The sequence below is a fragment of the Fredinandcohnia onubensis genome (assembly GCF_002734215.1).
Taxonomy (GTDB): Bacteria; Bacillota; Bacilli; order Bacillales; family Bacillaceae_L; genus Ferdinandcohnia; species Ferdinandcohnia onubensis.
This window is the reverse complement of sequence record NZ_NSEB01000023.1, coordinates 15,182-28,578: the sequence shown is the minus strand read 5'-3', so window position 1 is coordinate 28,578 and position 13,397 is coordinate 15,182. Positions and strand designations below refer to the sequence as shown.

Here is a 13,397-nt window from a genome sequence, read left to right as displayed (position 1 = left end):
CAACATGACCTACACAAAAACAGTTCCCCAATCCGTTCAGTGGAATGAAACACATATCAAACTATTAGATCAAACAAAGCTTCCGTTGGAGACTGTGTTTATCGACCTGTTTTCAATTGAGGATGTTTGGGATAGCATTACCACTTTAAAAGTCCGTGGGGCTCCAGCGATAGGAATTACAGCTGCGTTTGGATTAGCTCTGTCTGCTCAAGGCTATGAGGTAACATCCTTAGATGAGTTCAAGGAAAGACTCCTAAAAGATAAAGAATACTTAGCAAGCTCACGCCCTACTGCTGTAAATCTAATTTGGGCATTGAACCGATTAGTTGCAAGTATTGAAGCTTCAAAGTCTGTGAATGAAGCAAAAACAACAATTGTCCATGAGGCGATTCGCATTCAAGCAGAAGATGAAGGGGTCTGTCGCCAAATTGGTGAAAATGCGCTTACTCTATTCAAAAATGGATTTAAGGTGTTAACAATATGTAATGCTGGTTCAATCGCAACAGCTCGCTATGGAACAGCACTAGCACCATTCCATCTTGCAGCTCAACAAGGAATTAATCTATCAGTCTATGCATCTGAAACAAGGCCAGTATTACAAGGAGCTCGGTTAACAACTTGGGAACTCCTACAGTCAGGTGTGGATGTGACACTCATTACGGACAATATGGCCGCCCATACGATTTTGGAAAAAGGCATTGATGCCATCATCGTAGGTGCTGATCGAATTACTGCAAATGGAGATACTGCCAATAAAATAGGAACCTTCAATTTGGCGGTATTAGCAAAAACATTCGGTATTCCTTTTTATGTCGCAGCACCTCTTTCTACTTTTGATGTGACATTAGAAAGTGGAAAAGAAATTCCGATTGAGGAGCGAAACCCAGAAGAAGTGACTCATTTGGGTGGTGTTCGCGTCGCTCCAGAAGGCGTAAAAGTGTACAATCCAGCGTTTGATGTTACACCAAATGAACTTATTACAGCCATTATTACGGAAAAAGGGATTTTACAAGGCGATCTCAGAGCGGAAATCCATAAAGTGTTTGAAAAATAAAAGAAAATCCAGTGTGGAGGCACACTGGATTTTTTGTGATTTGAGAGGTCTTTAAAACACACCTTCCAATACCAACAGTTTTTCTTTTAAATCTGTTCGTGTACCTGAGTATCCCGTTAATGACCTGTCTTTTCCAATAACACGGTGGCATGGAACAACAATCGGAATTGGATTTTTCCTATTGGCTTGTCCAACCGCACGAACAGCTTTTGGATTATCAATGGCATTCGCAATATCCGCATAACAGCGAGTTTCACCGTAAGGAATTTTCAAAAGTTCATTCCACACCTGTTCTTGAAACACTGTACCACGAAATTTTATTGGGAAGCTGAATGTCTTCCGTTCCCCTCTAAAATATTCCTCTAGCTGATTTTTAATTTCAACAAGAGTAGCATCATCCGGAGCATAGGAAGCATCGTACTTTTTATTAGCCACCTCCCAGTCCTCTTCAGAAAGTGAGATGTCAACTAATTCCATTTCATGGGCAAGGATATAAATGGTTCCAAATATATCGGTTATCATTTCACTATATTTATACATCGCGCAGTACTCCCTTCTCTACTTTTATTTTACAAAACCCTGAAACATTTTGGAAATCCTATATTTACAAAATAGAAAGCCAGTGCACCAATCAAAGCACTGACTTTCCTGCTTATAGTTTGAATCTAGTAATCATCGTGTTAAGTCTATTTGCTAATTGTGATAATAGCTCTGAATGGTCAGAAATTGTTTCCATCGTACTCGTTGTCTGTTGAACAGAGGCAGAGGTTTGCTCAACACCTGCTGCTGACTGCTCGGAAACGGCAGCGATATTATCAATTGATACATTCATTTCCACCGTATTGCTTGCAATTGTATCAAGATTTTCAGAAATCGTTTGGATCCTTTCTACCATGTCCGTAACCGCGTCATAAATATCCTTGAATGTTTGACCCGTTATTTGAATTTGCTTGGACCCTTCATCTACCTGGCTGTACCCATTTAATAACCCCTGAGCAACTGAGTTTGATTCCGTTTGAATACTATTTACAATTTCAGTTATGTCTTTGACTGAATGAGATACTTGTTCAGCTAATTTCCGAACCTCATCTGCAACAACTGCAAATCCCCTTCCATGTTCTCCTGCACGTGCTGCTTCTATTGCTGCATTAAGTGCTAACAGATTCGTTTGATCTGCGATATCTCGGATGACCTTCACAAGGGTTGAAATTTGCTTCGTTTGTTCGTCGAGCCCTTTTACCTTTTCAACAGAAAACTGCATGATGCTGTTTATTTTATTCATTTGCTCGGTTGAGGCACTCATATATTCATGGCCCTTTTTCGTCATTTCCAAGACGTTTTGAGACGATTCATTAATTTGGATTCCACTTTGATTTGCTGTTTGAATTTTCTCAGCATAATCATCCATCATTTTTGCTAATTGCGTAGAAGAATTTGCTTGCTCTTCAGCTCCTGTCGACAACTCTTGAACGGTAGACGCAATTTGCTGACTCGCTGCTTTCACTTCACTTGATGAGATCATTAATTCGGAACTCTTTGTCGTTACTTGTTCGGAAACCGTTGTAATTTCACGAATCATTGACCGAAGGCTTTCATTCATTACATTTAATGACTTGCTGAGCAACCCTATTTCATCATGTCCTTTCACTTGAATGACATCGACATTTAGGTTACCCTCCGCAATTTGATTCGAAATTCCTACCAATTTTTTAAGCTGCTTTCCGATATTTCGACCGATAATCACAAGGCTTAAAATAGCAATTATCGTCGATATGACAATTGAAACGAGTAAAACAATAGCTGTTCCAGTTACATTTGAATTTGCTACTGTAATCGCACGTTCACTTTTGACTTTCATGTTAGCTCGCAACTGGTCCAATTGTCTGACAGTATCCTTAATTATTTGTTCAGCTTCCCTGCTCGCTTCTATTGAACTTAGCTTGTTTGCCGAAACAACCGCTGGAAAAACTTTCTCATCAAATAAAGTGGTGAGCTTATGTTTATTTTCTCCAACCTTGTTATAGTGCTGAAGCTCTATTGGTGTTAGGGAAGGTTCAAGTTCATCAGATAATTCGTCATATCGTTTACTTAAGTCTTGGAATGCTGTTACATGTTTTCCATTACTATCTTGTATGTAAATACTAATCTCGCTGCCTAGCTGGTTGAAAACGCTAGCAATTTCGGTAATCATTATGGATTGCTCGCCGCTTTTTTTCACTTCTTTCATTTCATTATTTACATGATACAGCTGTCCAAAAATGATCATGGCCGATAAACAAAATAAAAGAATGGTAATTGTAAATGCCACTCCATATTTATAGCCAATCTTCAAATTATGCCACCATGCGGCTAGTTTTGTTGGTGACTTTTTATGTACGTTTTTTTCCCGTTTTTCTCTTTTTGACCCCTTCAATTGCCTACCCCCCGCTTACTGCGTTTCTCTATTTTAGATATTTCGACAAAATCCCTGTTTCACTATTCTTTATTATAGTAGAAATTGTCGGACTTTGGAATGAATTCTGAGAATTAAACAAAGGAATATTCACTTGTATTTGGTGCAAATAGCCTCCTGTGGTAAAATAAATAAGTTAATCATAGTGTTTTTAATAAGGAGCAAGAGAATGAATATTGTTGTTAGTACGTTAAATGCAAAGTATATCCATACAAGCCTGTCCATTCGGTATTTAAAGGCTTTTGCGGCACCTGAATTTGATGTTACACTTGCGGAATATACAATTAAGGATCCAGCAATGAACATCGTTACTGACTTGTATCGAAAAAAGCCGGATGTTATCGGCTTTAGCTGTTACATTTGGAACATTGAAGAAACCATTAAAGTCATTAAAATGCTTAAAAAAATAAATCCGGAGCTAGTCATCATCCTTGGCGGCCCTGAGGTGACTTATGACGTTCACGAATGGCTTGAGCGCATCCCAGAGGTTGATTATATTGTCGTGGGTGAAGGGGAAGAAACCTTTAAGGATCTACTCACTGCGATTCGTGATAATGAAAGTAAAGATGACATCAGTGGTGTCGCTTTCCGTAAAGAAGATCGATTGAAAATCAATCCACAACGAAATAAGCTCAATCTTAAGGATTTACCTTCACCATTTCGGTTTGAAGAGGACCTCGAACAGTTATCAAAACGCGTGACATACATTGAGACAAGTCGTGGTTGTCCATTTAATTGCCAATTTTGCCTTTCCTCGATTGAAGTTGGAGTGCGCTATTTTGATCGTGAAAAAGTCAAAGACGACATTCGTTTCTTAATGGACCATGGTGCTAAAACTATTAAATTCGTTGACCGCACCTTTAATATTAGCCGAAGCTATGCGATGGAAATGTTCCAGTTCTTAATTGATGAACACCGTCCAGGTACTGTTTTCCAGTTTGAAATTACAGCAGACATCATGAGACCTGAAGTCATTGACTTTTTAAATAAAAATGCACCTGTTGGGCTGTTCCGATTTGAAATTGGGGTTCAATCTACAAATGACCTAACAAATGAATTGGTTAAACGTAAGCAAAACTTTGCAAAGCTTCAGCGGACCGTAATGATGGTAAAAGAAGGCGGAAAAATCGATCAGCATTTAGATTTGATTGCCGGTCTACCTGAGGAAAATTACCAATCCTTCCGAAAAACATTTAATGATGTGTTTGAAATGCGTCCAGAGGAGCTTCAGCTTGGCTTTTTAAAAATGCTTCGTGGGACAGGGGTTCGAATCACTGCTGCACAGCATGATTATATCTATATGGATCACTCGCCTTATGAGATTCTAGGAAATAATGTTTTGGGTTTTGAGGATATAACAAGAATTAAACAGGTTGAGGATGTTCTCGAAAAGTATTGGAATGACCATCGAATGAACGAGACCGTGGAGTTTTTGGTTACTCATAGTTTTGAGACACCATTTGATTTCTTCCAAGACTTTGGCACGTATTGGGACGAGCGTGGATGGTCTCGAATTGGTCACCAGTTAGAGGATTTATTCAAGCGTCTGTATGAATTTTTACAAGCGACAAACCAACATCAGCTTCCAGTTATCGAAGCTATCATGAAATATGATTATTTAAGAAATCAAAAATACAAGCCACGGAAGCCTTGGTGGGAGGACCTTGTGAGTAAACAAGATCGGGCAACCTTCTATCAGGAGATCGTGGAAGACCCGAATGCCTTGGGTGAGGAATTTAGCAAACTGAAGCTTCAAGAAAAAGATTTGTACAAGCATACAGTTGTCGAAAAAATTCCATTTGATCTTGAGACTTATAAACAAACGGGAGAAATTAAATTACAAGATACGTATTTGCTCGTTTATTTTGAGCCAATTGAAAGACAAGCAAAAGTCTTTTCCCGAAAAGTTTCGTAAAGAAAGAGTCAGCGCGGCTGACTCTTTTTCTTATTCGCCAGTGCTGTTTCCTTTTTTCGAATTACGATTTGCACCCTTCATTGGGTTTTCATAATCTGCTTCTGCTGAAAATTCTGTATCAGGCATACTTTCTTTTGGTGTAAAATTACTCTTTCTCGCTGCGTCAAATTTCACCTTACGTTTCATGTTTTTACCCCCTTTTCATCTGTAGTTTTCACCATGAATGGTATCTACATAAATGGTAAAATACACCTCTTGATAAACTCTCCATTTTATAAATTTCTGGTTGTTGCAAACACTATAGAAAATGGATATGTGAGGTGTGTAAGATTGACAAAAAAGAAAAAACAATCAGAAGAGATCGAATCACCAATTTTAGATGAAACGATGCCCCATCAAATTTCCGCACCATCCTTTAAAGGTACCGGAATTAAAATGGAGGAACCATTTGTAAATGAGCATGGAGTGGTTATAGGCGATAGCTTGTATGACTCCTCCAATTCTCCATTGAATAATTGGAGCGATGAAGTGGATCCAGAAATAATGGCCGGTGACCAATGGGTGCATCCAACAAATGATATCGGCTGGAATACAGCCGAAAATCGAGAATTGCTTGAAAGTAAAAAACAACCTAAAGGTGTTCCATTCATGCACCCATCACAAGACACTAGCTACGGAAACGACTAATTAGAAAAGTATAAGGTGCCCGCATATCTGCGACAAGCACAAGAGAAGCGCTGGGAGAAGGCTCTTTTTGCCTTCAGTAGCGATTGGCTTGTGACCTCGAGCAGATGGCGCCTGGTGCTAGACATTTGCAAAAGAGCACCCAAATCGGGTGCTCTTTTGTATTATCCAATTATTAGTCTTTCTTTTGGGTAATGGTAATTTGCATCCTTTCCTTTCTTTCCGATAATGAAGATAAAGTTCAGGATACCAACCCGACCGATAAACATTAATAACATAATAAGGATTTTTCCAAAATTACTTAAATCAGGGGTAATTCCCATCGATAGACCACATGTACCGAACGCAGATGCTACCTCAAAGAAAATTTCCATAAATGTAAAATCCTCAGTAATCGTTAATAAAAATACAGAGATAAAGCAAGTAAAAAAAGCAAAAATCGTGACTATAAGTGATTTTCTAATATCATCTTCATGGATTTCACGTTTGAAGATTTTAATATTTTTGTTTCCTCTTGCAAAGTGATATAAAAACAATATATTTATCGCAAATGTCGTAGTACGAATTCCTCCACCAACAGAACTAGGTGAAGCTCCGATAAACATCATGGCACCTAAAAACAACAATGTAGGCTCTGAAAATTGATTTACATCCATCGTTGCAAGACCAGCACTTCTTGTTGTTGTGGATTGAAATAAGGAATAGAAGAAGGTTTCATGCCAGTCCATCCCTTTAAAGAAATGGTTGGATTCCAATAGTAAAATCATCAACGTACCAAAAACAACTAATGATAAAAATGTAACTGTCGTAAGCTTCGTGAATAGTGAAAAACGATATCTTCCTTTCTTTTGAAAAAGAAAATCTTTGATTTCGACTAATACCGGAAAACCAATTGCACCTAAAATGATCAATATAATCGTAATAAATTGGACGAAATAATCGTTCGCATACGGCACTAAAGAGGTCCCTGTAATATCAAATCCTGCATTCGTGGTGGCACTAACAGCGGCAAAAATACCATGAATGAAGGCTGCCTGCCAAGTATCAAAAAACTGCATAAAATAAAGACCTAAGATCAAACTGCCAAAGAACTCAATAATAACCATAATAATAATAATTTGTTTAAGCAGATTCACTAAACCTGATAGCTGTGATTGATTCTGATCAACCATAATTAATCGTCGTTCACGAAGTCCAATTTTCCGACGAAATAATAACCAAATGAAGGTCCCCATTGTCATTATTCCAATTCCGCCAACCTGTAGAACGAAAATCAAAATAAAAATACCAGAAACGGTATATGTATCTTTGACTGAGAATACACTTAATCCTGTTACACTTACTGCACTTGCAGCTGTAAATAACGTATCAATGAAGGCCACCTCTACCCCTTCCTTGATAGCAAAAGGAAGACTAAGTAATATAACTGAAATCGTAACAGCCAATAGATAGAATGCAAAAATTAATTGAGCTGGAGATAGATCATTGAAATATAAATTTAGCTTTTTCCACATTTTTTCTTTCACCCTAACCTAATTGCGAAATCTATTCCTCTATATTAAAGAATTATTTACCATATTAAAAGTCTTTTTTGTGTAAACCGAATGGTCTTCTTTTAAATGCTTTATTCTTAATCGTTTTTCGTTACTTATTAGTATGCATTTCCAGTATTGAAATTAATTATATTCTCATACTAAACATACAACGAATTAAACGTTGTTGATAATTATAAAGGAGTGATTTAAATGGCTAGAAGTAGTAATAAATTGCTTGTTCCTGGAATTGAACAGGCTTTAGATCAAATAAAGTTTGAAATTGCCCAAGAATTCGGTGTTAAGCTTGGTTCAGATACAGCGTCACGATCAAATGGTTCTGTAGGTGGCGAAATTACAAAACGCCTTGTTTCCCAAGCACAACACCAATTAAGAGGCGGAGAATAAAAAAACTTCATAAAATGGACGAAAGCCGAGGCGCATATGCCTCGGCTTAATCATCGTCATGATCGTGATTTCTGTCTTTTCCACGATTATTGTTTTCTTTTCTTTGTTCTCTCTCTTCTTTTTTCCGTTCCTTTTCTTCCTGCTTCTGCTGCTTCTTTTCCCACTTCTCTTCAATTTTCTCTATTTTTTCTTCTTTTAAGTGGGCTGGCATATTGGAGTTTTCAATATTGTTTTTGACTTTTTCTTTTATCTGTTCTTTTTTCTCTTTAAGTTCTTCCTGAACTTCTTCAGCCTTTTGTTTTTGATTGTTCCTAAATTCGTTTATCTCTTTTTGCTCAACGGCCTTTTCCTGTTGATTCTCTTTCTCTTGTCGGGCAGGCTGAGCCTTCTGTTCTTCTACTGGTTTAGGAACCTTATCTTCTTCAATTAGCAGTTTCCCCGTTGAAATCCCCTTTTCTTGTGCGGCCTTCCTTGTTTCAACCGTACTAGTTATCGAGGTAACTGCTATTTGTTCCTTTTTATATTCTTCTTTTATTTCTTCAATACCTTGCTCAAGTTCACGGTCTACATCTGTATTATGTGAATCCGTCACAACTGTGGTAATTAAAACTTGCTTACCGCCCTTAAGATAACCGCTATCTTTACTATTTTCAATGATCTTTTCTGTGATTGAATCTAACGTGCTATTTTTCCAATCTGGAATGGATTCAAGCAGTTTTTTCGCCTCGTCATTAAGAGCTTCTATGCTTATGACTTGTAGGTTTTCATCTAATCCAACTTCAAAGCTTGGATTGATATCAATGGACATGTATGCATACACTTCATCACGCGATGAAAAAGGTATAAATAAAGATAAAAATAAAATTGCAACTAAAGAACTTGCTACCGCATAACGCCATTTCCTTACCTGAAAAAACCGCGGCTTTGAAACATTCCTTACCCGTTCGTCGATCGGAAAACAGGTTATTTCTTCGCCAATTTCATAGCTCGTTTTTGTATGTTTGGCCTTTACGAACTCACCATCAGGGGTTAGCATCGTAACATAATCATCGTTCACATCCATAACGATCCCCTTTTTCAACTCTCGAGCACCCCTTTTAGATAATCTTTTAAATAAACATAGTCGCTAGATAATATGATCGCCATTGCAATAATGTATTTTCGATTTCTCTCTATCGTTTTACGACTGACTGAGACCTTCGATTCAAGCTGCTTAATTGGAAGGTGCTTCTTTTCAATTAGCGTCTTCATCAGCTCTTCATTTTCTACAACGGCCTTTGATACCATAATAGCATTTTGTCTAGCATCTGCATGTTTTGGCGAAATTTCAAGGAGCTCTTGAAAAGACAAACCAAATTCCTGCAATACCTGATGAAAATGGAGAATTTCCTCTTTTCTCTGTTCTTGCTCCACTTTCCTTTGATAATCGTCAACAGATAGATGAGCCTCGAGCTTTGTTTGTGCGCCTTCCTCATCCGTTTCACCATTAGAGATAAAATTAATATTGCGTACTCGTGCTTCTTTACGAATGTAGTCAATCACTCGTCGTTTAATGAGGAGTTCACTAAACGATAAAAAGGAGCTCCCCTTTTCCTTCGAGTATTTTTCAATGGCCTCATTAAATGCAATAAGTCCGATACTGAATTCATCGTCCGATTCATTTATATATCGTTTACAAACAGCAGAAACATTTTTCGCAATAAAAGGTTTATAGTCATCAATTAGTTTATTTTGTAGTTGTTGATTTCCATTTTGAATCTCGATAACGGTTTCTTCCAGAGTGCTTTTTCGTTTTCCAATTTTAAATAAAAGACTAAGCACCTGTTTCACCTCAATTCTCTTTACTATCTGTTAATAGTAGCAAGATACTGAAGTGAGATTCAATAACAATTTTTCACATTGGAATGCCTCAACCGAAAATATTACAAAAGAACTAATACGAAAGACTATTCTTTTATAGTAATGGTGACAAGCTCTGTAACATATATTTCTTTTCCGTTACATCCACTTCTGTTTTTGTAATGTTTGACTCATTTACAGTTTACGTCTTCGGTATTATTTTTGAGGGGGTAAATAATACTTTTTTATGAAATTTATTTCACGAATGAATGTGAGGGTATTATTACCAACATTCCTTCCCCATTTAAAGGAAACAATAGTAGTAAAAAAGGAAAGTAGGAAATCATATGCATACGATGTGGAAGGGCTCAATTAGCTTTGGTCTCGTCAATATTCCAATAAAGCTTTTCTCGGCAACTGAAGACAAGGATGTCAAACTTAGAAATCTTCATAAAGAATGCAATACCCCCATTCAATATGAGAAAACCTGCCCGAATTGTGAAAAAGACATAGGAAATGATGACATTGTTAAAGGCTACGAATATGTAAAAGGGAAATTCGTCATCTTGAACGATGAAGAACTGAAAGAACTAAAGGATGAGCACGAGGATAAAAGTGTAGAGATCATAGATTTTGTGAAGCTCGAAGAAATTGATCCTATCTATTTTAGCCGTTCTTACTTTATGGGTCCTGGTGAAAATGGAAGCAAAGCCTATGCACTACTTCGTGAGGCTCTCCAAAAATCAGGTAAAATCGGAATCGCTGAAATTACAATACGTTCCAAACAACAAATGGCCATCATCCGAGTTTTTAAAAACAGTCTAGTCATGGAAACGATTCACTATCCTGACGAAGTTCGCAATGTAGGCGAGGTACCAGGTGTCCCAGAAAATGTGGATCTAAATGAAAAAGAACTTGATACTGCCATCATGCTGATTGACCAATTAACAACAGAGTTTAATCCTGAAAAGTATAAGGATGAATACCGCACAGCTCTCATGGAGCTCATCGAATCGAAAATTAATAATAATGAGGGGACAACCTCTAAAGAAGCACCAAGGACAAATGTGGTGGACTTAATGAGTGCCTTACAAGCTAGTATCGAACGAACAAAGTCGAAGGAAACAGCTGCACCTAAAAAAGCAGCAGCGCCAAAAGGCAAAGCAAAGGCAACGGGAACTACAAAGCCAAAAGCAAAACCTGAAGCGCCAACAGGAACGGATAAAACGACTTCAGTCAAACCAAAAACGAGAACGACTCGTAAAAAAGTTGGCACCTGATTAGAGCTCCTAATAAGGAGCTCTCCCCTTAGATAAAGGAGTGGTATGATGCTGAAACCAATGCTTCCAACCCTTATTTTCGAAGCCCCTACTGGCCAAAACTGGGTATATGAAATTAAATATGACGGCTTCCGCGCGATGCTCCATTGGGAAAAAGATCGGATCCAGCTGATCAGTAGGAACGGAAACCTCTTAAATGAACAGTTTCCAGAGATTATTAATCAATGTAAAAATCTTTCGGATGCGATGATTCCCTACCTGCCACTCATTTTTGATGGAGAACTATGTATCTTAGAGTCACCTTATAAAGCTAGCTTTGAATATATTCAGCAACGAGGCCGATTAAGGAGCACCGATAAAATAACACAGGCATCTGCTTCTAAGCCTGCTCATTATTTGGTTTTTGATTTGTTAGAGCTTGGTGGTCAGGATCTCAAGGTTGAACCATTTCAGGTTAGGAAAGATGAACTCTATAAACTTTTTAGTAAAGCCAATCTCTCCCATATCATTAATCCAAATAGTAGCCAACTCATCCAATTAATTAAATACGAGGAAGACCTCGAGGCGATTTGGAAGAATGCTACTGAACAAATAGCCGAAGGGATTATTGCAAAAAAGATAGATAGCACCTGGGAGGAAGGCAAGCGCACTACTAACTGGTATAAAATTAAAAATTGGCAAGTTGGTGTCTTTTTTATTCTAGGCTACGATAAAAAAAATGCCTATTTTCATGTCGGTGTTATAAGAAATAATCAAATCTATGAAGCAGGATTGTTTTCACATGGTCTCTCTCCCGATGAAAGACAAGCACTCCTTCAAGTTATACAAACTAACTCTACAGATGAAACAGCTAGTTTTATTAAAGTCGGCCCTGGCATTTGTGTTGAACTCTTTTATCTAGAATTGTATAAAGAGCAATTACGACAGCCTAGTTTCTCACAGTTCCGGTTTGATGTAGAATGGCAGGATTGCACATGGGAAAAGCTCAGTAATAATGCCCCGCTTCTACCTAAAGAAATTGAGATTACCCATCCTGACAAGCCACTTTGGAAGGATAAATCGATAACCAAACTCGATTATATTCAATATTTGGTTGAGGTTTCACCCAATATGCTCCCTTTTTTAAAGGAGCGTTTGTTGACTGTCATTCGTTATCCACATGGGATGTATGGTGAGTCGTTTTATCAAAAAAACTGCCCGGAGTATGCACCTGAGTTTATCCAGACCTCAATGTCAGATGGGATCGAATATATTGTGTGCAATGATTTAAAGACCCTTTCTTGGTTAGGAAATCAATTGAGTTTCGAGTTTCATATCCCGTTTCGAACAATTCATTCAAAAGGACCATCTGAGATTGTGTTTGATTTGGATCCACCGTCCCGCGCTGCTTTTCCACTCGCTAAAAAAGCCGCGACCATCCTAAAAGAAGTATTTGACGGACTAAAACTAATATCATTTGTAAAAACTTCCGGAAATAAGGGTTTGCAAATTTATATACCCCTGCCGGAAAACAAGTTCACGTATGAGGATACAAGACAATTTACAGAGTTTATCGCCAATTATTTAGTAACCATGGAGCCTGATCTGTTTACTACTGAGAGATTGAAAAAAAATCGGGGAAACCGCATGTATGTAGATTACGTGCAACATGCTGAAGGTAAAACGATTGTAGCACCCTACTCGGTCCGTGGGAATGATGGGGCCTATGTTGCCACCCCTCTTTATTGGGAAGAGATCACGGACGAATTGTCGATTGAAGACTTTCCGTTGGAGACTATCATTGAGAGAATCAATCAAAATGGCTGCCCCTTTGCGCATTATTTTGATGCGAAAGAGAAACAGCCATTTGAGCCTGTGCTGGAGTTTTTGAGGCAAAGCTAGGCCAGGCGATGTGGGTGGATTGGATGTGGGTGGGTGCATCTGGTTTTTTGGGTGATGAAGGACATTTGAGTTGTGATTTTCGCTGGAAATGTTCTTCATTGGGCTTATTAAACACCAGTTTTTCCTTTATTATCCAAAGTCCCTATCTTATGTACCACTTATGCTATCACCTTTTCCAACATTACCCAAAACCACATTCATATCTATCACTTATCCCATCACTATTCCCAACATTACCCAATAACCCTAGAATATCCACTATTTATTCCACCATATTTACCATAATTACCCAACACTCTATTCATATCAACCACAAACCCCCTGCACCTTTCCAATATTCACAATAACTACC

At 38.0% G+C, this 13,397-nt stretch carries 12 protein-coding genes; 6 read left to right on the top strand and 6 right to left on the bottom strand.

All coding sequences use genetic code 11. The annotated features are described in order from the left end of the window. Nucleotides 1-4: 4 nt before the first annotated feature. A complete protein-coding gene (gene mtnA, locus CKK03_RS21395) occupies nucleotides 5-1,054 on the top strand; it encodes an S-methyl-5-thioribose-1-phosphate isomerase (RefSeq protein ID WP_099364532.1) in 1,050 nt (349 codons plus the stop codon). 51 nt (nucleotides 1,055-1,105) lie between these two features. Here mtnA and CKK03_RS21390 read toward each other — a convergent pair whose 3' ends face one another. Together CKK03_RS21390 and CKK03_RS21385 are read right to left on the bottom strand one after the other, a co-directional pair. Further along, nucleotides 1,106-1,594, bottom strand: a complete 489-nt coding sequence (locus CKK03_RS21390; protein ID WP_099364531.1) for a methylated-DNA--[protein]-cysteine S-methyltransferase — start codon at nucleotides 1,592-1,594, stop codon at nucleotides 1,106-1,108. Nucleotides 1,595-1,706: 112 nt separating this feature from the next. Next, nucleotides 1,707-3,467, bottom strand: coding sequence for a methyl-accepting chemotaxis protein (locus CKK03_RS21385; RefSeq protein WP_099364530.1), 1,761 nt, complete (start codon nucleotides 3,465-3,467; stop codon nucleotides 1,707-1,709). Nucleotides 3,468-3,675: 208 nt separating this feature from the next. Between CKK03_RS21385 and CKK03_RS21380 the strand changes: the two genes are divergently transcribed. After that, nucleotides 3,676-5,421 (top strand): B12-binding domain-containing radical SAM protein, encoded by a 1,746-nt coding sequence (locus tag CKK03_RS21380; protein WP_099364529.1) that lies wholly within the window; start codon nucleotides 3,676-3,678, stop codon nucleotides 5,419-5,421. Nucleotides 5,422-5,451: 30 nt separating this feature from the next. Here the strand turns inward: CKK03_RS21380 and ykzP are convergent, their stop codons facing one another. Further along, nucleotides 5,452-5,607 (bottom strand): protein YkzP, encoded by a 156-nt coding sequence (gene ykzP, locus CKK03_RS23890; RefSeq protein ID WP_099354306.1) that lies wholly within the window; start codon nucleotides 5,605-5,607, stop codon nucleotides 5,452-5,454. A 144-nt stretch (nucleotides 5,608-5,751) separates the two neighbouring features. Here ykzP and CKK03_RS24065 point away from each other — a divergent pair, with 144 nt between their 5' ends. Continuing rightward, nucleotides 5,752-6,108, top strand: coding sequence for a DUF3905 domain-containing protein (locus tag CKK03_RS24065; protein ID WP_281254545.1), 357 nt, complete (start codon nucleotides 5,752-5,754; stop codon nucleotides 6,106-6,108). 161 nt (nucleotides 6,109-6,269) lie between these two features. On the opposite strand, the gene CKK03_RS21365 is transcribed toward CKK03_RS24065, so the two are convergent. Next, entirely contained in the window at nucleotides 6,270-7,619 is a 1,350-nt protein-coding gene (locus tag CKK03_RS21365) for a TrkH family potassium uptake protein (RefSeq protein WP_099364527.1), read from the bottom strand. Between the two features lie 231 nt (nucleotides 7,620-7,850). Here CKK03_RS21365 and CKK03_RS21360 point away from each other — a divergent pair, with 231 nt between their 5' ends. After that, nucleotides 7,851-8,045, top strand: coding sequence for an alpha/beta-type small acid-soluble spore protein (locus CKK03_RS21360; RefSeq protein ID WP_099354122.1), 195 nt, complete (start codon nucleotides 7,851-7,853; stop codon nucleotides 8,043-8,045). 46 nt (nucleotides 8,046-8,091) lie between these two features. On the opposite strand, the gene CKK03_RS21355 is transcribed toward CKK03_RS21360, so the two are convergent. Both CKK03_RS21355 and sigI read right to left on the bottom strand, forming a co-directional pair. Next, nucleotides 8,092-9,126: an anti-sigma factor domain-containing protein gene (locus tag CKK03_RS21355; RefSeq protein ID WP_099364526.1), complete on the bottom strand. Its 1,035-nt coding sequence runs from the start codon at nucleotides 9,124-9,126 to the stop codon at nucleotides 8,092-8,094. Beyond that, on the bottom strand, nucleotides 9,123-9,875 hold the full coding sequence (sigI, locus tag CKK03_RS21350) for an RNA polymerase sigma factor SigI (RefSeq protein WP_099364525.1): 753 nt from the start codon (nucleotides 9,873-9,875) through the stop codon (nucleotides 9,123-9,125). The genes CKK03_RS21355 and sigI overlap by 4 nt, the downstream gene beginning before the upstream one ends. Nucleotides 9,876-10,231: 356 nt before the next feature. Between sigI and ku the strand changes: the two genes are divergently transcribed. Continuing rightward, complete coding sequence (gene ku / locus CKK03_RS21345; RefSeq protein WP_099364524.1) at nucleotides 10,232-11,164, top strand: non-homologous end joining protein Ku; 933 nt, start codon at nucleotides 10,232-10,234, stop codon at nucleotides 11,162-11,164. Between the two features lie 48 nt (nucleotides 11,165-11,212). Beyond that, nucleotides 11,213-13,045, top strand: coding sequence for a DNA ligase D (locus CKK03_RS21340; protein ID WP_245864249.1), 1,833 nt, complete (start codon nucleotides 11,213-11,215; stop codon nucleotides 13,043-13,045). The last annotated feature ends 352 nt before the right edge of the window (nucleotides 13,046-13,397 follow it).